This window comes from Plantibacter sp. MMLR14_011 (genome assembly GCF_001865025.1).
GTDB lineage: Bacteria > Actinomycetota > Actinomycetes > Actinomycetales > Microbacteriaceae > Plantibacter > Plantibacter flavus_A.
Genome location: NZ_MJGW01000050.1, coordinates 265,572 through 283,724, shown reverse-complemented (window position 1 = coordinate 283,724; position 18,153 = coordinate 265,572). Strand labels below are relative to the sequence as shown.

18 protein-coding genes are annotated in these 18,153 nt (G+C 69.7%); 8 read left to right on the top strand and 10 right to left on the bottom strand.

What is annotated here, in order from left to right; genetic code table 11:
- The first annotated feature begins 102 nt into the window (after positions 1–102).
- Positions 103–612, top strand: a complete 510-nt coding sequence (locus tag BIU99_RS15695; RefSeq protein ID WP_071262097.1) for a hypothetical protein — start codon at positions 103–105, stop codon at positions 610–612.
- Here BIU99_RS15695 and BIU99_RS15690 read toward each other — a convergent pair.
- Both BIU99_RS15690 and BIU99_RS15685 read right to left on the bottom strand, forming a co-directional pair.
- A complete protein-coding gene (locus BIU99_RS15690; RefSeq protein WP_071262095.1) occupies positions 567–971 on the bottom strand; it encodes a VOC family protein in 405 nt (134 codons plus the stop codon). The two genes, BIU99_RS15695 and BIU99_RS15690, sit on opposite strands and share 46 nt — an antisense overlap.
- A 53-nt stretch (positions 972–1,024) precedes the next feature.
- A complete protein-coding gene (locus BIU99_RS15685) occupies positions 1,025–1,513 on the bottom strand; it encodes a MarR family winged helix-turn-helix transcriptional regulator (RefSeq protein ID WP_071262094.1) in 489 nt (162 codons plus the stop codon).
- A gap of 96 nt (positions 1,514–1,609) precedes the next feature.
- Between BIU99_RS15685 and BIU99_RS15680 the strand changes: the two genes are divergently transcribed.
- Positions 1,610–2,401 carry an SDR family NAD(P)-dependent oxidoreductase gene (locus BIU99_RS15680; protein ID WP_071262093.1) on the top strand — a complete coding sequence of 264 codons (792 nt, stop codon included), beginning with the start codon at positions 1,610–1,612 and terminating at the stop codon, positions 2,399–2,401.
- Between the two features lie 54 nt (positions 2,402–2,455).
- Here BIU99_RS15680 and BIU99_RS15675 read toward each other — a convergent pair whose 3' ends face one another.
- Positions 2,456–3,346, bottom strand: coding sequence for a MurR/RpiR family transcriptional regulator (locus BIU99_RS15675; protein WP_071262092.1), 891 nt, complete (start codon positions 3,344–3,346; stop codon positions 2,456–2,458).
- A 202-nt stretch (positions 3,347–3,548) separates the two neighbouring features.
- Between BIU99_RS15675 and BIU99_RS15670 the strand changes: the two genes are divergently transcribed.
- From BIU99_RS15670 to BIU99_RS15650, 5 genes are all read left to right on the top strand, one after another.
- Positions 3,549–4,871, top strand: coding sequence for an MFS transporter (locus tag BIU99_RS15670; RefSeq protein ID WP_071262091.1), 1,323 nt, complete (start codon positions 3,549–3,551; stop codon positions 4,869–4,871).
- Complete coding sequence (locus tag BIU99_RS15665) at positions 4,868–6,031, top strand: anhydro-N-acetylmuramic acid kinase (RefSeq protein ID WP_254773633.1); 1,164 nt, start codon at positions 4,868–4,870, stop codon at positions 6,029–6,031. The genes BIU99_RS15670 and BIU99_RS15665 overlap by 4 nt, the downstream gene beginning before the upstream one ends.
- 66 nt (positions 6,032–6,097) lie before the next feature.
- The gene (murQ, locus tag BIU99_RS15660; RefSeq protein WP_071262088.1) at positions 6,098–7,015 is read left to right on the top strand and encodes an N-acetylmuramic acid 6-phosphate etherase; all 918 of its coding nucleotides are present in this window, start codon (positions 6,098–6,100) and stop codon (positions 7,013–7,015) included.
- 19 nt (positions 7,016–7,034) lie between these two features.
- The gene (nagB, locus tag BIU99_RS15655) at positions 7,035–7,820 is read left to right on the top strand and encodes a glucosamine-6-phosphate deaminase (RefSeq protein ID WP_071262087.1); all 786 of its coding nucleotides are present in this window, start codon (positions 7,035–7,037) and stop codon (positions 7,818–7,820) included.
- On the top strand, positions 7,817–10,771 hold the full coding sequence (locus BIU99_RS15650) for an FAD-binding and (Fe-S)-binding domain-containing protein (protein ID WP_083397411.1): 2,955 nt from the start codon (positions 7,817–7,819) through the stop codon (positions 10,769–10,771). The genes nagB and BIU99_RS15650 overlap by 4 nt, the downstream gene beginning before the upstream one ends.
- A 58-nt stretch (positions 10,772–10,829) precedes the next feature.
- On the opposite strand, the gene BIU99_RS15645 is transcribed toward BIU99_RS15650, so the two are convergent.
- Together BIU99_RS15645 and BIU99_RS15640 are read right to left on the bottom strand one after the other, a co-directional pair.
- A complete protein-coding gene (locus BIU99_RS15645; RefSeq protein WP_064295645.1) occupies positions 10,830–11,465 on the bottom strand; it encodes a LysE family translocator in 636 nt (211 codons plus the stop codon).
- 90 nt (positions 11,466–11,555) lie between these two features.
- On the bottom strand, positions 11,556–12,431 hold the full coding sequence (locus BIU99_RS15640) for an oxidoreductase (RefSeq protein ID WP_071262085.1): 876 nt from the start codon (positions 12,429–12,431) through the stop codon (positions 11,556–11,558).
- Between the two features lie 110 nt (positions 12,432–12,541).
- Between BIU99_RS15640 and BIU99_RS15635 the strand changes: the two genes are divergently transcribed.
- Positions 12,542–12,964, top strand: coding sequence for a helix-turn-helix domain-containing protein (locus tag BIU99_RS15635; RefSeq protein ID WP_071262083.1), 423 nt, complete (start codon positions 12,542–12,544; stop codon positions 12,962–12,964).
- Between the two features lie 12 nt (positions 12,965–12,976).
- Here the strand turns inward: BIU99_RS15635 and BIU99_RS15630 are convergent, their stop codons facing one another.
- From BIU99_RS15630 to BIU99_RS15610, 5 genes are read right to left on the bottom strand one after another with little or no spacing between them, the layout of a single operon-like run.
- Positions 12,977–14,038, bottom strand: a complete 1,062-nt coding sequence (locus BIU99_RS15630; protein WP_083397410.1) for an SIS domain-containing protein — start codon at positions 14,036–14,038, stop codon at positions 12,977–12,979.
- Positions 14,035–15,048 carry an N-acetylglucosamine kinase gene (locus tag BIU99_RS15625; protein ID WP_071262079.1) on the bottom strand — a complete coding sequence of 338 codons (1,014 nt, stop codon included), beginning with the start codon at positions 15,046–15,048 and terminating at the stop codon, positions 14,035–14,037. Before BIU99_RS15625 ends, BIU99_RS15630 begins: the two co-directional genes overlap by 4 nt.
- Positions 15,036–16,295, bottom strand: coding sequence for a 6-phospho-beta-glucosidase (locus BIU99_RS15620; protein ID WP_071262078.1), 1,260 nt, complete (start codon positions 16,293–16,295; stop codon positions 15,036–15,038). Before BIU99_RS15620 ends, BIU99_RS15625 begins: the two co-directional genes overlap by 13 nt.
- Positions 16,292–17,197: a carbohydrate ABC transporter permease gene (locus tag BIU99_RS15615; protein WP_083397409.1), complete on the bottom strand. Its 906-nt coding sequence runs from the start codon at positions 17,195–17,197 to the stop codon at positions 16,292–16,294. The genes BIU99_RS15620 and BIU99_RS15615 overlap by 4 nt, the downstream gene beginning before the upstream one ends.
- Before the next feature lie 3 nt (positions 17,198–17,200).
- The gene (locus tag BIU99_RS15610) at positions 17,201–18,085 is read right to left on the bottom strand and encodes a carbohydrate ABC transporter permease (RefSeq protein WP_071262077.1); all 885 of its coding nucleotides are present in this window, start codon (positions 18,083–18,085) and stop codon (positions 17,201–17,203) included.
- Between the last annotated feature and the right edge of the window lie 68 nt (positions 18,086–18,153).

The window sequence follows — 18,153 nt, the reverse complement described above, 5'->3', positions numbered from 1 at the left end:
GCCCGAGCGGAACGTGAGGAGACCGTCGGGGTTCCGGGGATCGACGTATGGATCCCGTGAGGACCGGGGCTCGCGCGGGTGGCGAGGCGTAGACCGGAGGGCATGACCCTCACGACGATCCTGCCTTCACTCCGCCGCAGCATCCCGGACCCGTTCGCCCCCGACCGCTGGCCGGCACACACCCACCTCAGCACCACGGACGTGATCGTCGACGACGTTCCGATGCTGCGCCTGGCCGAACAGTGCGGAACCCCTTGCGTCCATTCGGCGGCAGCGGTGATCCCCGGCACGGGCGGGTGCCCGTCCCCCGTCGCACTCACCTCCGTGGTCGTCGTCCGCGTGAACACGGCGATCTTCGACGAGGACGGCCATAACCTCACCCTCGAGGCCTGCCTCTCAGACGTCGAACCGTGCTGGTCGGAACTCCGGCTCATCGGGCGAGCGTCGACGACGCACACGGTGCCGTTCCGCATCGGCAGCGAGGCCGGAATCGAGCAGCGCGTGCCACTCCCCCGCGACCTCGCGCCCGGCGACCTGCTCGCCGTGCCGTGTCGCGGCGAGGTCGCTCAGTCGGTCGGCTCGGCGTCGGGCTTCATCCAGAACGGCGAGTAGTGGTACCCGTCGGGGTCGTCGAATTGGCGCTGGTACATGAAGGGGTAGTCGTCGGTGTCGCCGATCCGTCCACCTGCGGCGCCGGCCCGCTCCACGAGCTCGTCGACCGCCTCGCGGCTCCCGAGGTCGAAGGAGACCGTGACCTTCGAGGGCGTGTCGGGTCCACCGATCAGCTCCTCAGTGCCGCCGACACTCGCGTACATCTCCCGGCTGCCGAGCATGACGTACTGCTCGGGCGCGATCTCGAAGCAGGACACCTGGTCGGTGGACATCGCGGCGTTGCGGGTCCAGCCGAGGGCGTCGTAGAAGGCGGTCGCGCGGTCGACGCTCTCGACCGGACACGTGATGAAGAGGCTCATGCGGTCAAGCTACGCCCGGCGTGAGCGGGTCCACAAGGATGTTCTTCCGAGGTTCACTCGGACGGCGCCCATGGCACGGTCGGGTCGATCGCCGTCGCGATCTTCGCGCTGATCTCGGCCAGTTGCCGCACCTGCGCCTGGGTGAGCGAGCCGAAGACGAGCTCCTCGACCAGGGCGTGGTGCGCGGGCGTGGACCGCGCGACGTGGGCGTGGCCGTCGTCCGTGAGGACGGCGAGGGTGAACCGGCCGTCGGTCGGATCGACCTCGCGACGCACCCAGCCCTGCTTCTCCAGCCGCGAGACCGCGCGGGAGAGCCGTGACAGCGTGCTGCTCGCGTACCCGGCGAGTGTGCTCATCCGGAGCGTGCGGTCCGGGGCGGTGTCGAGCGCGAAGAGCAGCCCGTGCTCGTAGTGACTCAGTCCGCTGTCGCGCTGCAGCTGGGCGTCGAGCGCGGCAGGAAGCCGCTCCAGCAGGGTGGCGACGGAGGCCCAGGCCACGAGCCGGTCGCCGCTGAGACCGGGACGTTCGGCGGATTCTGTCATGGGGCAAGCCTATTCGACTTGCTTGAGCAAGTGAACCGACCTAGAGTGACTTGCCTGAGCAAGTGAATAGGCGCATCGCCGACAGAGGGAGATGACATGGACCTACAACTCCGAGGCAAGACGGCCTTCATCAGCGGATCGACCGGTGGCATCGGCGCAGCCATCGCCCGGACGCTCGCCGCGGAGGGCACACGGGTCATCGTGAACGGGCGCTCCGAGCAGGCGGTGCATGATGCGGTCACCGCACTTCGGCGCACGCACCCCGACGTCGGCCACGACGGGATCGTCGCGGACTTCGCCGATCCGGCCTCCGTCGAGCGACTGCTCGGCGACCTCGGCGCCGTCGACATCCTGGTGAACAACGTGGGCCAGTTCGGTCTCGCGCAGTTCGAGTCCGTCTCGGACGACGACTGGGCCCACATCCTCGAGGTCAACCTGATGAGCGGCGTCCGACTGTCCCGGCACGTCCTGCCAGGCATGTTGGATCGCGGCTGGGGGCGCATCCTGTTCGTCAGCAGCGAGTCCGGCGTGAACATCCCCGCCGACATGATCCACTACGGCGTCACGAAGGCGGCGATGATCGCCCTCGGCAACGGACTCGCGAAACGGACCCGTGGTACCGCCGTGACGGTCAACACGATCCTCGGCGGCCCGACCTACTCGGACGGCGTCGCCACGACGATCGAGTCAATCGCCGCCGACCAGGTCGCGCCGGTCGACGCCGTGAAGGCCTCGATCATCGGCCAGAACCACTCCACGCTGCTCGAACGCTTCATCGAGCCCGAGGAGATCGCCTCGCTGGCGGCCTACCTCGCGAGCCCACTGGCGTCGGCGACGAACGGTGCGGCCCTCCGCGCGGACGGCGGCGTGCTGACCGGGATGCTCTAGCCCGGCCGGTTGCGACGGGGCTGGCGGCGGCACTATCGGATACCGGCGCCCTCGTCACTCGGAGGAGCGACGCTCCCGTACCGCGTCGAAGGTCCGCTGCAGCGCACCGATGGACGACTCGGAGTCGACCTGGGCGACGCCGATGAAGAGGCAGTCGACGACCATCAGCTGCGCGATCCGACTCCCGAGCGCTCCCGAGCGGAACGCCGTCTCCCGCGCGGACGTCTGGAGGACGATGTCCGCGCTGGTCGCCAGGGTCGACTCCGCGTGGTTCGTGATCGCGATGGTCGTCGCGCCGGAGCGGGCCGCGAGCCGGAGATAGTCGACGGTGTCCGCGGTCGCGCCGGAGTGCGAGATCGCGACGGCGACCGCCTGCTCGTCGAGGATCGCCGCGGCGGTCCAGGCGGCATGCGGGTCGGGCCATTCGAGCGCCACCCGTCCGATCCGCGAGAGTTTCCGCTGCAGGTCGACGGCGACGATGGAGCTCGCCCCGACACCGAAGATGTCGACCCGGCGAGCGCCGGCGACCGCGGCGACCGCACGCGTGAGGGCTGCCGTGTCGAGGGCCTGAGCGGTGTCGGCGATCGAGAGGGATTCGTTCGCGGCGACTTTCGCGACGATGTCGTCGAGGCTGTCGCCGGCGACGATGTCGGGCGACTGCACATTGGTCCCGGCGAGCGCGAGCCGCTCGCGGAGGTTCTCCTCGGTCAGGTCGTGGCGGAAGTCCTTGAAGCGGTCGTAGCCGATCTTGCGCGTGAAGCGCACGACCGTCGTCGTCGATGTCGAGGCCTCCTCGGCGATCTCGGCGACCGACCGCGTCGCGAAGGCGCCCGGGTCGGCGAGCAGCGATTCGGCGATCCGCCGCTCGGAGGGGCGGAGTTCGTCGAGGCGGGCGCGCACCTCGGTGGACACCGCTCGTGATGTCCGGTGGACGTCGGCTCCCATCGGTGCTCCTCTCGACCGTGAACACTGTACCGTCGGCACCCACCGGCGGGATGTATGGAAATTACCATCCAGCGTCAAACTGTGTATGTTTGTTGCAACGACTCGCGACCGGTGCCCTCCTCAGGTGCGGACTGGCCGACACGTATAGCGGAGTACCGCGGGTACTGCCGGCATGCACGATCCAGGAACCAAGGGAGGTCCCGTGACCAGCTCCACACCACGCAGCGACGTGATCAGCAGCACCGCCCGACGCCGGGCCATCGTCGCCGGCAGCGTCGGCAACTTCATCGAGTGGTACGAGTTCGGGATCTACGGGTTCCTCGCCACGATCCTGGCCGCACAGTTCTTCAGCGACGGCCAACAGACCGGTATCGAGTCGCTCATCGCGACCTACGCGTCCTTCGCGATCGCCTTCTTCTTCCGCCCGGTCGGGGCTGCGCTCTTCGGCCGCATCGGCGACCGGATCGGTCGCAAACCGACGCTCATCCTCGTCCTGGTCATGATGTCCGGGGCGACCGCCCTCATCGGCATCCTCCCGACGTACGCCTCGATCGGCGTCGCGGCGCCCATCCTGCTCACGATCGTGCGCATCCTGCAGGGCCTCTCCGCCGGCGGTGAGTTCGGCGGCGCCGTCTCGGTCATGACCGAGTTCGCCCCGGCCGGGAAGCGTGGCTTCTACGGATCGTGGCAGTCGTTCACGGTCGCACTCGGACTCCTCGGCGGCGCCGGCACCGTCGCGCTGCTGGCATCCCTGCTGTCCGAAGCCGATCTGGCGGCGTGGGGCTGGCGGATCGCCTTCCTGCTCGCCATCCCCCTCGGCGCGGTCGCCCTGTTCCTCCGATTGAGGCTCGAGGAGACGCCGGAGTTCCAGAAGGTCGCCACCGCCGACACCACCAAGGTCGCCGAGCCGGTCGTCCGCGCGGGTGCCGCAGAGACCGCCAAGGCGATCCTCCTGGGGATCGGCCGCCTGATGGGCTGGTCCGCCGCCGGGTACACCTTCCTCGTCGTCATGCCCTCCTACCTCCAGAGCAGCCTCAACGCGTCCTTCCAGGAGGCGCTGATCTCCACGGTGCTCGCGAACGCCGGCTTCGCGGCGACGATCCTCCCGGCCGGCTGGCTGTCGGACAAGATCGGTCGGCGTTGGGTGATGCTCACCGGCACCGGTCTCATCGTGATCCTGGCGCTGCCCCTGCTCAACGTGCTGCAGAACCCGGACCTCGGCGTCGGTGTCCACGGCCTCGCCGTGTTCGTCGCCGGAGCGGTCGTCGGCCTGATCGCGGGCCCGGGCCCCGCCATGCTCGCCGAGATGTTCCCCACCTCCGTGCGATACACCGGTCTCGGATTGTCCTACTCGATCTCGAACGCCGTCTTCTCAGGCAGCGCCGGCCTCATCATCACCTCGCTGATCGCCTCGACCGGCAACGTCGACGTCCCGGCCTACTACGTGATGGCGACCTGCCTGGTGAGCGCGATCGCCATCGGCACGCTCCGCGGGAACGCCCACCGGGCGGAGCTGCGCAAGTGAGCCGCCCGATGCGCGTCATCGGCCTCATGTCCGGCACCTCGCACGACGCGATCGACGCCGCCGCAGCCGAGATCGGCGTGGACGGCGACACCCTCGTCGTCCGCCCGCTCGGGATGATCACCGCCGGGTACGACCCGGAACTGCGAGCCGCTATCACCGCAGCCCTGCCGCCGGCGACCACCAGTGTCGACGACGTCTGCCGGTTGGACACGCGGATCGGGCAGGCCTTCGCCGATCTCGCGGTCCGAGCGGTCGCGGAACTCTGCGACGGGGAGGCCGACCTGATCGTCTCCCACGGCCAGACGATGTACCACTGGGTCGAGGACGGCCGGGTCGAGGGCACGCTCCAGCTCGGCCAGCCGGCCTGGATCGCCGAACGCACGGGCTGCACCGTCGTCGCCGACCTGCGTTCGCGTGATGTCGCGGCCGGCGGGCAGGGGGCTCCGCTCGTCAGCATGGTCGACGCGCTCTGGCTGGGTGGCGAGACCGCTGCGGCCGTCAACCTCGGCGGCATCGCCAACGCCACCATCGTGCGGCCGGGCCACGACCCGATCGCGTTCGACAGTGGACCGGCGAACGCGCTCATCGACGCCGTCGTCGCCGAGCACACCGGCGGCGCCCGGCAGTTCGACGCCGACGGCGAGCTCGCCGCGCGTGGCACCGTCCACGAGGAGACGCTCGACCTCCTCCTGCGCGAGCCGTACTACCAGCGCCCCGCTCCGAAGTCGACGGGCAAGGAACTGTTCCACCTCGACTACCTCCGCGAGCAGCTCGCCGGCCGTCCGACGCTTCCGATCGAGGACCTCGTCGCGACCCTCACCGAGCTGACCGCACGGACCGTGGCGGACGCCGTCCGTGGGGTGGAACGCGTCATCCTCGCCGGCGGAGGGGTGCGCAATCCTCAGCTCGTCGCGCGCATCCGGGCCGCACTCCCCGAGGCCGACGTCGTCAGCAGCGACGACGCGGGCCTCCCCTCCGACGCGAAGGAGGCGCTCGCCTTCGCCGTCCTCGGCTTCCTGACGGTGAACGGCCAGGCCGGATCCCTCCCCTCGGCCACCGGCGCCTCACACGGCAGCGTTCTGGGCGCGATCGTCCCGGGACACTCGCTCCCCGCGCGGACGCTCGACGGTCCTCCTCGCGCGCTGCGGTTCGAAGCATGACCGACGACAGCCCCACGGACCACCACGACGGCGTCAGCCCGTCCGACCCAGAACGGAGGGCCGTTCGTGCCTGAAGCATCGAGTACCTTGGCAGCGCTCTCCACCGAGGGACGCAACCCGCGCACGGTCGACCTCGACACGCTGGACACGCTCCGGCTGCTCGAGGTGATCAACGACGAGGACCGACTCGTCGCCGACGCGGTCCGAGCGGAACTGCCGAGCATCGCGCGCGCCGTGGAACGCATCACGGAGGCTCGCCGGCAGGGTGGGCGACTCGTCTACCTCGGTGCGGGGACGAGCGGCCGGATCGGACTGCTCGACGCGGTCGAGTGCCCGCCGACCTTCGGCACCGACCCCTCCGAGGTGCTGGGGCTCATCGCCGGGGGCGAGCACGCCTTCGTCGTCGCCGTCGAGGGCGCCGAGGACGACCTCGAGCTCGGCGCCTCGGAACTCATCGCGGCCGACCTCCGCCCCACGGACGTCGTCGTCGGTCTCGCGGCCAGCGGTCGCACCCCATACGTCATCGGCGGCCTGCGCTACGCACGCCACCTGGGCGCGGGGACGATCGCGGTGTCCTGCAACCGGAACGCCCGGATCAGCGCCGAGGCGGACATCGCCATCGAGGTGATGACCGGCCCTGAGGCGCTCACCGGTTCGACCCGGCTGAAGGCCGGCACCGCGCAGAAGCTCGTCTGCAACATGCTGTCCACCGCGTCCATGGTGCGCTCGGGCAAGGTCTTCTCCAATCTGATGGTCGACGTGAAGCCGACCAACGAGAAGCTCGTCGACCGCGCACAGCGCATCGTCGCGGACGCCACCGGTGTCGAGCGGTCGATCGCCGACGCCGCCCTGGAGCAGGCCGGCGCACACGCCAAGACCGCCGTCGTCATGCTCCTCGCCGACGTGGACGCGGCGACGGCCGCCCGGCTGCTCGAGTCGCACGACGGCGACGTCCGCTCGGCCGTTGCTGCGGCGAGCGCCTGAGCAGGAACGAGAGGACACCGTGGAGATCATCATCCTTCCCGACGCCGCCGAGGTCGGTCGCGTCGCCGGCGCGAAGATCGCGTCGATCGTCGCCGGGCGGCCCCAGGCCGTCATCGGCCTGGCGACCGGGTCCAGCCCGCAGGGCATCTACAAGGAGCTGGCCCGTCGCGTGCAGGCGGGCTCGCTGTCGTTCGCCGAGGCCCGCGGCTTCGCGCTGGACGAGTACGTGGGCATCCCGGCCGACCACCCCGAGTCGTACGCCAGCGTGATCGCGCGCGAGGTCGTCGCCCCGCTCGGCTTCGACCCGTCGCGCGTCCGCGTCCCGGACGGCCGCGCCGCAGACCTCGCGGCCGCCGCGAAGGAGTACGACCGGGCCATCGCCGAGGCCGGCGGCATCGACGTGCAGATCCTCGGCATCGGGTCGAACGGACACATCGGGTTCAACGAGCCGACGTCGTCGTTCGCGTCACGCACGCGCATCAAGACCCTCGCGCCGAAGACCCGACAGGACAACGCCCGCTTCTTCGACTCGCCCGACCAGGTACCGACCCACTGCATGACGCAGGGGCTCGGGACCATCCTCGAGGCGCGCGAGCTCGTGCTGGTCGCCCAGGGCGCCGGGAAGGCGGACGCCGTCGCGGCCGCCGTCGAAGGACCGCTCAGCGCGTTCGTCCCCGGGTCGGCGCTCCAGTTGCACGAGCACGCGACCGTCGTCATCGACGAAGCGGCGGCATCAGGGCTGCGGTTGTCGGACTACTATCGCTACACCTACGACAACCGGCCGGACTGGCAACGCTTCGAATGAACCGGCCGGGCGATGGCCGACGACGCCCCCGTCCTCTGAGGCGTCCGGCCACCGCAGCCGCAACCCAGCACCCCGCTCCCCTGCACCCCGCTGACGCCCGCATTCGAGAAGGAAGCCTCGTGGCACACCCGACCACCGCCCCATCCCGCATCACCGAAGCCATCGGCGGAGCCGTGGGCGATCCCACGCGCATCCGCACCAGGGCGATCGACCTGGCAGCCTACGCCGGGGATGCATCGCACTACCTGCTGACGCCGGAGGCGGTCGTCATCGCGGAGAGCGCTGCCGAGGTCGCAGCGATCCTCCGGGCGGCGACACGTTCCGCGGCGCCCGTCACGTTCCGGTCGGGTGGCACCAGCCTGTCCGGCCAGGCGTCAGGTTCCGGCATCATCGTCGACACCAGGCAGCGGTTCAAGACCATCGAGGTGCTCGACGACGGCAAGCGCGTCCGGGTGCAGCCGGGTGCGACGGTGGCGCAGGTCAACGCGCGACTCACCCGACTCGGCTACCGGCTCGGCCCGGACCCGGCGAGCGAGGTGGCGTGCACGATCGGCGGTGTGATCGCGAACAACTCCAGCGGTATGGCCTGCGGGATCGACGAGAACACCTATCGGACACTGGAGTCGATGGTGTTCGTCCTCCCGTCGGGCACCACGATCGACACGGCCGATCCGACGGCCGACCGGCAGCTCCACGAAGCGGAACCGGAGCTCGCCGAGGGCATCGAGCGCCTGCAGCGCCGCGTGCGATCGGATCCGGCGTCGGTCGCGTCCATCGAGCGCCAGTTCTCCCTGAAGAACACCATGGGGTACGGGATCAACGCGTTCCTCGACTTCGAGTCGCCAGTGGACGTCCTGCAGCACCTCATCATCGGCTCGGAGGGCACGCTGGCCTTCGTCGCCGAGGCGACCTTCCGCACCGTCCCCGTCCTCCCGCTGGTGTCGACGGCGCTGGCCGTGTTCCCCTCCCTCGACGCGGCGACGCGCGCGCTGCCCGAGTTGGTCGCGTCCGGAGCCGCCACGCTCGAGCTCATGGACGCCACGTCCCTGACGGTCGGACAGCGACTCCCCGGCAGCCCGGCGGAGATCCAGGGCTTCACGCCGCAGGATCACGCGGCACTCCTCGTCGAATACCGCTCCGAGGACGCCGTCGAACTCCGGGACCGCGCGACGGCGGGCGGCGTGCTCCTGAACGGTCTGGACGTGCACGCGCCGGTGGTGTTCTCGAGCGACGCGTCCCAGCGGTCACGCGCCTGGGCGCTCCGCAAGGGTCTCTACGCCTCGGTCGCGGGAGCGCGCCCCTCCGGCACCACGGCCCTCCTCGAGGACATCGTCGTGCCGACCGCCGCCCTCGCAGACACCTGCGCGAGCCTGCAGGAGCTCTTCGTGCAGCACGCCTACCGCGACTCGGTCATCTTCGGCCACGCGAAGGACGGCAACATCCACTTCATGCTGACCGACCGGTTCGAGGGCGACGCCGCTCTCGGCCGGTTCAACGGCTTCACCGAGCAGATGGTCGACCTCGTCCTCGACGCGGGCGGCAACCTGAAGGCCGAGCACGGCACGGGTCGCGCCATGGCACCGTACGTCCGCCGGCAGTACGGCGACGAGCTGTACGGGGTGATGCTCGAGCTGAAGCGGTTGGTCGACCCGGCCGGGGTGATGAACCCCGGCGTGCTGATCGACGGGGATCCCAAGGCGCACCTCCAGGGGATCAAGCTCCAGCCGACGGTCGAGGAGGAGGTCGATCGCTGCGTCGAGTGCGGGTACTGCGAACCCGTCTGCCCGAGTCGCGACCTGACGCTGACGCCGCGGCAGCGCATCGTCGTCCGCCGTGCCGAGGAGTCCGCTCGCGCTCGCGGGGACATCGCCCTCGCCGAGGAGCTCGCGGACGACTACGACTACGCCGGCGTGCAGACCTGCGCCGTCGACGGGATGTGCCAGACCGCGTGCCCGGTCCAGATCAACACGGGCGCGCTGGTCAAGCGCATCCGGCGCACGGAGGCGGCTCCGGTCGCCGCCGCGGGCTGGAAGGCGGCCGCCACCGGTTGGGGGCCGGTCACGCGGATCGGTTCGGTCGCACTCTCCGGCGCGAAGCTCCTGCCGGCTCCGGTGGTCGGTGCGGTGACCGACGTGGCCAGGGCCGTACTCGGTACCGACACCGTGCCGAAGTACTCAGGAGATCTGCCGGGCGGCGGACGCTCGCGGAAGGCACTCGGTCGGACGGTGGGTGCCGCTGACGGCCCGACCGTCGGCATCTACGTCCCGGCGTGCGTGAACAGCATGTTCGGCGCGGCGGACGGCGGGGACGGCGTCATGGGCGCGTTCACCCGACTGCTCGAACGGGCGGGCCTGAGCATGGTCGTGCCCGACGGCGTCGAGTCGATCTGTTGCGGCACCCCGTGGTCGTCGAAGGGCTTCGCGTCCGGCGCTGCGGTGAACGAGCAGCGCACGGTCGAACGCATTCGAGCGGCCGTGGCCGACAGCGGCCTGGTGGTCGTCAGCGACGCGTCGAGCTGCACCGAGGGCTTCGCGAAGCTCCTCAGCGAGAGCGGCGTGGTCGTCGAGGACGCGGTGGCCTTCGCCGCCCGGGAGATTCTGCCTCGGGTCGACGTCTCAGCGCAGATCGAGCAACTCGTCCTCCACCCGACCTGCTCCTCACGGCAGATGGGCCTCGACCCGGATCTCGTGCGGATCGGCGAAGCCGTGGCCGAGCGCGTGCACGTCCCGGACGACTGGGGCTGCTGCGCCTTCGCCGGCGACCGCGGCATGCTGCACCCCGAGCTGACGGCGTCCGCGACGAAAGCCGAGGCCGCCGAGGTCGCCGCCCTCGGTGCCGACGCGCACGCGTCCTGCAACCGCACCTGCGAACTCGGGATGACGCGTGCGACGGGCGAGGACTACCGCCACGTGCTCGAGCTGCTCGACGCCGCGTCGTCCGGCCCGGCCTAGGAGACACCGCGCCCCGCTGCCGTTCTGATCCCGAGTCGACGCCCTCGACCGCCCGTGCTCAGCGCGCCACGGCGAGACGGATGCCGAACCCGGTGATCGCGGTGCCGGCGACGACGTCGAGCGTCGTGGCGACCGCTCGTCGATTGAGCCACTGGCGGAATACCTGGGCGGTCAGGACGAGCGTCGTGAGCCACACCGATCCGAGGATGACGTGGACGCTGGTGAGCGCCATGCCCCAAGCGAGTTGCGGTGCATGCGACGGAATGAACTGGGGCAGCAGGGCGAGGTAGAACGCGCCCATCTTCGGGTTCAACAGATTGGTCGTCAGCCCCTGGACGAAGCCCGACACCACGCCGCCCGACGATTCGGTGTCCCGAGCGTCAGGCGCGATCGACCGCTTGCTCCGCAGCGCCGTCCACACCATGCGCCCACCGATCCAGACCAGGTAGGCGGCACCCGCGAGGCGAAGTGCGTCGTACGCGACCTCGGACGCGGTCAACAGCGCTGTCACCCCGATCGCGGTGAGGGCGCCCCAGACGAGCGTGCCGACTTGGATACCGGCGATCACGCCCCAGGCGCGCCGCTTGCCGGTGAAGGCGGCGGTGCGCAGGACGAGGGCCGTGTCCAGCCCAGGGGTGATCGTCAACAGACCGACGACCAGGGCGAACGACCAGAGGGTTTCCGCGGGAGGCATCACGGACTCCCACTCTATCGACGCGTTCCTCCTGATCTGACGAAGCGGGGGCGAGAACCGGCACCGGTCGGTCGCCACTCATCCACTCGATCAGGGCGCGGCGATCCGGTCCAGCTCGGCGAGGTCCGCTTCGGCGAGCGTGAGCGCGGCGCCCGCGAAGTTCTCGCGGAGATGGGCCACGGATGACGTGCCCGGGATCAGCAAGATGTTGGGTGAGCGCTGCAGCAGCCACGCCAACGCGACGGACATCGGCGAAGCGTCGAGTCGAGCTGCGACCGCGGTGAGCGCGTCGGACTGCAGCGGGCTGAACCCACCGAGGGGGAAGAACGGGATGTAAGCGATCCCTTCGCCGGCGAGTCGGTCGATGAGCGCGTCGTCCCCTCGGTTGGCCAGGTTGTACGAGTTCTGCACCGACACGATCGGCGCGATCGCCTGCGCTTCCTCCACCTGCTCGGCGGTGGCGTTGCTCACGCCGAGGTGACGGATGAGTCCCTGTCGCTGCAGGTCGACCAGGGTCTCGAAGGCTTCCGTGACCGGCTCGGGAACTGGTCCGTTCGCATCACCCAGGCGGAGATGGACGAGGTCGAGGACGTCGACACCGAGCGTCTCGAGATTGTCGTCGATCTGCGCTTTGAGCTCATCGGGCTTCCGCGCTGCAGGCCAGCCGCCCTGCGCGTCACGGCGTCCGCCCGCCTTCGTCGCGATGAGCAGTTCTGCGGGATACGGGTGCAGGGCCTCGCGGATGAGTTCGTTGACGACGCGGGGCCCATAGGTCTCAGCGGTGTCGATGTGGGTGATGCCGACGCCGGCCGCTTCGCGGAGGACGGCGAGAGCCGCGTCATGGTCTTTCGGCGGGCCGACCACCCATGGGCCGGCGAGTTGCATGGCGCCGTAGCCGAAGCGGGAGACCGTGCGGTCGCCCAGGGTCCAGGTGCCGCCGGGGAGTTCCAGGGTGGTCGGGTTCATCGATGTGCCTTCCGGTAGGTGTCGGACGAAGTGTCGGCATCCACCCTGGGCGAGGCGCTACCCTTTCGGAAGGAGTTACCTGAAAGTGCGTTGATACCGAAAGCGAGACCATGGCCACCATCACCGCGGCAGATCAGCGGGCTGCGGCGAAGACGCAGTACAACGCGTTCCTCGCCGCCTGTCCGAGCCAGCAGCTCCTCGCGCAGGTGTCCGGGAAGTGGGTGGCTCTCGTGCTGTCGGCGCTCGGGAGCGGTCCGGACTGCGACGGCGAGCCGCGACCGATGCGGTATTCCGAGCTGGCGCGGACGCTCGCGGGTGTGAGCCCGAAGATGCTGTCGCAGACCCTGAAGTCGTTGGAACGCGACGGGCTCATCAGCCGGACGGCGACCGCGACGGTTCCCGTGACCGTGACCTACGACCTGACCGACCTCGGGCTCTCACTCCATGAGACCGTCCGGCAGCTCAAGGTGTGGTCCGAGCTGCACCGCGACGAGGTCTCAGTGCACCAAGCGCGGTTCGACGCCGGCCGATGAGCACTCCGCCCGCTACGTCGTCCGGGTGACCTTCAGCAGCCCGCGGGGCCGATCCGGATCGATGCCGCGGCGGCCCGCGATCGTCATCGCGAGTCGTTGCAGGGGCAGGATCTCGAGGAGCGGCATCAGCTGCTCCGGGAGTCCCGTCGGGAGAGGAACGGTGAGTTCGTCCGGTCGAGCGGCGCGCGGTCCGATCAGGAGCAACGACGAACCGGTGGCGCGCAGACGCTCGACGACCGGCTCGATCGCCTCACCGCCGCGTCCAGGGGAGGCGATCACGATGGAGGCTACCGAAGCGTCGACCATCGCGAGTGGACCGTGCACGAGGTCCGCACCGGAGAACCCCGCCGCCGAGACGTAGCAGGTCTCCATCAGCTTGAGCGCACCCTCGAGCGCGGTCGCGGACGAATAGCCGCGGCCGGCGAGCACGAACCGGTCGCCGGTGAACCGCTCAGCAGCGCGCTCGATCACCTGCTCCACGCTCGCCGTGTCGAGCAGCGCGTCGCCGTACTCGGGCAGCTCGGCGAACCCGCTGGAGGTACTCGCCGACAGCCCGTCGAACAGCATCGCCAGCGCGAGCAGTTCTGCCGTGTAGGACTTCGTGGCGGCGACGGCCAACTCCTCGCCCGCGCAGAGGTCGAACGCCAGCTCGGCGGCCTGCGTGAGCGGCGATTCGGACACGTTCGTGATCGCGAGGGTGAGGGCTCCCGCCTGCCGTGCCGCCTCGAGGGACTGCACGAGGTCAGGTGACCCGCCCGATTGGCTCACCGCGATCACGAGGCACCGGTTCAGCCGTGGTACGGCTCCGTAGACGGTCGTCGTCGACGGCGACCAGGATCCTGCCGGAAGTCCGCAGGTGACCTCGGCGAGGTACTTCCCGTACAGGGCCGCATGGTCGCTCGTGCCACGGGCGATGAACAGGACGAACGCGGGATCGAAGCGACGGATTCGCTCGACGGTCTCGTCGACCACACCGGCCTGCTCCAGGAGTCGACGCCAGGCGGCCGGCTGCTCGCGGATCTCCCGTTCCATCGCGGCGCCCGGCACCGGTGCGAGGGTCGACGTACCGCTCATCGGACGGCCCCCGACGCGAGGACCGGTGCCGCGAAGCCCGATCTGAGCCGGTCCGTCGCCGCCGAATCCGCGCGGACGGCGTCCAAGGCGAGCAACGCTGCGCCGAGGATGGGCGGGTCGGCCGGAAACAGCAGCTCGGCGTTCGGAGCGACCGCCAGGATCCGTCGCCGGACCTGGTCCTCCAGGGCAGGAAGCCGAGCCGAAAGGATGCTGCCACCGAGGACGATCGGCACAGCCGCGGACGTCAGGCCGAGCCGACGGAGCGCGGCGATGGCGAAGGAGGCGATCTCCCCGGCCAGGCGTGACACGAGCTCGTCGGCGACCTGGTCGCCCGCCGCGGCGGCCGCGAACACCTGCGGGCTGAGCTCGGCGAGGCGTTCCCGCGGGATCTCGCCGAAGTGCAGCCGCTCGATGAGCGCGAGGACGTCCGGTTGGTGGAAGTGCTCGAGCACAACCCGCGTGAGCGCGGTGCGCGGGCCTCGCCCGTCCGCATCCCGGGCCGCGGCGGTCATCGCCGAGACACCGAGCTGGAGTCCGCCGCCCCAGTCTCCCGAGATCGGCCCGAGCGACGGGAACCGGATGGTGCGTCCATCGTCGACGGCGACGCAATTGATCCCGGCCCCGCAGACGACGGCGACGCCGGTGCCCGCGAGCGAAGCGAGTCGCAGCAGGGCGAAGGTGTCATTGTCCACGGTGACGGTCCGTGACCAGTTCCTGGCGACGATGGCGGCCACCATGTCCGAGCGCTCGTGGACGAGGTCCACGCCCGCGAGGAAGGCCGCCACATGCTCGATGTCGGCCGGCCCGAGGTCTCGGTCGATCGAGCGGAGAGCTTCATGGATGAGCTCCTCGATCGCGGCCACCGCGCCCGTGGTGCCGAGGACGTGCGGGGAGTAGCCGCCTCCCCGCCCCCGCGCGAGCACCGTCCCGTCCGGTGCCAGCACGACCACGTCGGTCTTACTGTTGCCGCCGTCGACCGCGACGATGAGCCGGGAGCCTACTTCGCCCACGGGAGGAACCTCGCGTTCTCGGCGATCAGCCGATCGGCCAGTCCCTCGGCGAGCTCGTACTGCCCGATGAGCGGGTGCGCGAGCATCGCCTTCACGACGCGGTCGCGACCACCGTGCAGTGCCGCTTCGAGGGCGAGCTCCTCGTACGCCGAGACGTGGGCGATGAGGCCCTCCATCGATCGGTCTACTCGCCCGATGGGCAGCGGCGCCGGCCCGTCCGCACCGATGCGGGACGCGGCCTCGATGACGGCGTCGTCCGGGAGGAACGGCAGGGTGCCGTTGTTGCGGACGTTGACGACCTGGACGTCGCCGGAGTCACGCAGCAGCGAAGCGACCAGCTGGATGGCCGCGAGCGAGTAGTAGCGCCCACCGCGCTCCTGCAGCTGCTGCGGCTTCGTCGTCACAGTGTTGTCTCGATAGAGCTCGAGCAGTTCCCGCTCGACACCCATCACGACCTCCGCACGTGCGGGTTCGACCTGCTGCTGCCGGAAGACCTCGTCGTGGGCGTAGTAGTAGTGCAGATAGTAGGAGGGGACGGCCTGCTGGATCCGCAGGTGCTCCGGGGTGATGCGGAAGACCCGCGCCAGGTCGTCGACCCGCTCGTCGAGCAGCCTCGGCAGCTGGTCGACGCCGTCGACGAGCACCGCCGTCTCCCAGCTCAGGTGGTTCAGGCCGACATGTCGGAGCTGGATGCGCTCCGGAGCGACGTCGAGGATGCCGGCGAAGTTCCGCTCGAAGTTGATCGCGACGTTGCAGAGGCCGACGGCCCGGTGGCCCGCTTCGAGGAGCCCGCGGGTGACGATCCCCACCGGGTTGGTGAAGTCGACGATCCACGTCCGGTCTCCGGCGAGCGCCCGGACGCGGTCGGCGATGTCGAGGACGACGGGCACCGTGCGGAGCGCTTTGGCGAAACCACCGGCTCCGGTGGTCTCCTGCCCGATGCACCCACAGGCGTGCGGGAACGTCTCGTCGGACAGCCGGGTCGACTGGCCGCCGACGCGGAGCTGGATCAGCACGCCGGACGCTCCGTCGACCGCGCGGGCGAGGTCGTCGGTCGCGGTGATGACCGTCGACCTCCCCGCCGCTGCGACCATCCGTCGCGCGAACGTCGAGACCACCTCGAGGCGTTCCTCGTCCGTGTCCATGAGGGCGATTTCGTCGATGGTGAACGAGTCGGACATCTGGAGCAGTCCGTCGATCAGTTCCGGTGTGTAGGTCGACCCGCCGCCGACGACCGTCAACTTCATCCTTTGACTCCTGACAATTTGATTCCTTCGATGAACGATTTCTGGGCGAAGAAGAACAGCACGATGACCGGCACCATCACGAGGACCGTCGCGGCCATCGTGAGGTTCCACTGCACCTGATGGGTGCTCCGGAACGCGGCGAGCCCGAGCGACAGCGTCCAGTGCTCGCGGTTCTCGCCGGTGTACAGCAGCGGTCCGAAGTAGTCGTTCCACGTGCGGAGGAACATGAACAGCGCCGCCGCCGCGATGCCCGGGCGTGCCATCGGGATGACGATGCGAGTGAGCACCCCGAACTCGGAAGCACCGTCGAGCCGGGCCGAGTCGATGTACGACTGCGGGATGGCGACGAGGAACTGGCGGAGCAGAAAGATGCTGAAGGCGTCCCCGAACAGGTTCGGCAGGATGAGCGGCCACAGCGTCCCGGTGAGACCGGCCTTCGCCCACATCACGTACATCGGGACGGCGATCACCTGCGGAGGCAGCATCATCGCGACGATCACGAGGTAGAAGGCCCAGGTCCGCCCACGCCATTTGAGCTTCGCCAGACCGTAGGCGATCGGCACGCTCGAGAGCAGCATCGCCACGGTGGCCGTGACCGAGTAGAACAGGCTCTGCCCGAAGTAGCCGAGCATCGGCGCCTTCTCGAAGACGTTCGCGAAGTTCTCCCAGTGCCAGTCCCGCGGCCAGAGGTCCTTCGTGAGCGCCTGCTGGTCGCTCATGAAGGCGGTGAGGAGGACGAACACGATCGGCGCGATGAAGGCGATCGCGATCGCGACGGCCACCGCATGCAGGCCGATCCAGGCGAGGATGCTCCTGGCGACGACGCGAGGGGGACGTCTCCGGCGTGCCGGCGGCTGCTGCGGCTGCGGCACCGCGTCCGCACGTTCGAGCACTGCGGTCATGACTCAGTCCTCCTCTCCCACGCCCGAGACGCGCATGCGCCGGACGAGGATGATGGTGAAAGCGGCGGAGACGATGAACAGCACGATCGCCATGGTCGAGGCGTAGCCCATGTTGTAGGAATGGAACCCCTGCTCGTAGAGCCACATCGGGAAGGTCAGCGTGGAGTTGTCTGGATAGCCGAGCGAGGCCGTGTTGCCGACCGCGTCGGAGGAGCCTGACGCAACCGCCCCCGCCACGACTGCCTCGGTGAAGTACTGCAGGCCGACGATGATGGAGTTGACGACGGCGAACAGCAGGACCGGCGAGATCGACGGCAGCGTGATGTGCCAGAACCGCGTCCAGGCGCCGGCCCCGTCCAGGGCGGCGGCCTCGTAGTAGTCGGCCGGCACGTCGAGGAGGGCCGCGAGGAGGATGACCATGATCTCGCCGGACGCCCAGAGTGCCAGCACGGTCAGCGCCGGCTTCGCCAGAGCGGGGTCATTGAACCAGAGCGGCCCGTCGACACCGAGGGCGGCGAGGACCTGGTTCACCGGTCCGGTCCCGGGGTTGAACAGGAACACGAACGCGAGGGCGGCCGCGACCGGCGGAGCGAGCGCGGGCAGGTAGAACAGGGTGCGGAACACCCCGGCTCCGCGTTTGATCTTCGTGAGGACCATGGCGGTCAGCAGCCCGAAGACCACCCTGCCCACCGTGATCGCGACGACCAGGTAGACGGTGTTCCGGATCGAGACCAAGATGAGCGGGTCCTGCGTGAACATGAAGACGTAGTTCCGCACACCGATGAAGACCGGTTCGTTGATCAGGTCATAGCTGGTGAACGAGTAGAACACCGTCGCGAGCAGCGGGTACGCGAAGAAGACGCCGAACCCGATGATCCAGGGCGACATGAAGGCGAGGACCGTCCAGCGATTCCGGCGGGCTGCGGCCCCCTTCCGGCGCTGCGCCGGCCGGCGCG

Coding starts and splice junctions, on each gene's coding strand:
- BIU99_RS15615 (WP_083397409.1), bottom strand. CDS start 17,197: ATGACCGCAGTGCTCGAACGTGCGGACGCGGTGCCGCAGCCGCAGCAG.
- BIU99_RS15650 (WP_083397411.1), top strand. CDS start 7,817: ATGAACCGGCCGGGCGATGGCCGACGACGCCCCCGTCCTCTGAGGCGT.
- BIU99_RS15680 (WP_071262093.1), top strand. CDS start 1,610: ATGGACCTACAACTCCGAGGCAAGACGGCCTTCATCAGCGGATCGACC.
- BIU99_RS15675 (WP_071262092.1), bottom strand. CDS start 3,346: ATGGGAGCCGACGTCCACCGGACATCACGAGCGGTGTCCACCGAGGTG.
- BIU99_RS15690 (WP_071262095.1), bottom strand. CDS start 971: ATGAGCCTCTTCATCACGTGTCCGGTCGAGAGCGTCGACCGCGCGACC.
- BIU99_RS15620 (WP_071262078.1), bottom strand. CDS start 16,295: ATGAAGTTGACGGTCGTCGGCGGCGGGTCGACCTACACACCGGAACTG.
- BIU99_RS15685 (WP_071262094.1), bottom strand. CDS start 1,513: ATGACAGAATCCGCCGAACGTCCCGGTCTCAGCGGCGACCGGCTCGTG.
- BIU99_RS15630 (WP_083397410.1), bottom strand. CDS start 14,038: ATGAGCGGTACGTCGACCCTCGCACCGGTGCCGGGCGCCGCGATGGAA.
- BIU99_RS15645 (WP_064295645.1), bottom strand. CDS start 11,465: ATGCCTCCCGCGGAAACCCTCTGGTCGTTCGCCCTGGTCGTCGGTCTG.
- BIU99_RS15695 (WP_071262097.1), top strand. CDS start 103: ATGACCCTCACGACGATCCTGCCTTCACTCCGCCGCAGCATCCCGGAC.
- BIU99_RS15610 (WP_071262077.1), bottom strand. CDS start 18,085: ATGTCGCCCTGGATCATCGGGTTCGGCGTCTTCTTCGCGTACCCGCTG.
- BIU99_RS15635 (WP_071262083.1), top strand. CDS start 12,542: ATGGCCACCATCACCGCGGCAGATCAGCGGGCTGCGGCGAAGACGCAG.
- BIU99_RS15640 (WP_071262085.1), bottom strand. CDS start 12,431: ATGAACCCGACCACCCTGGAACTCCCCGGCGGCACCTGGACCCTGGGC.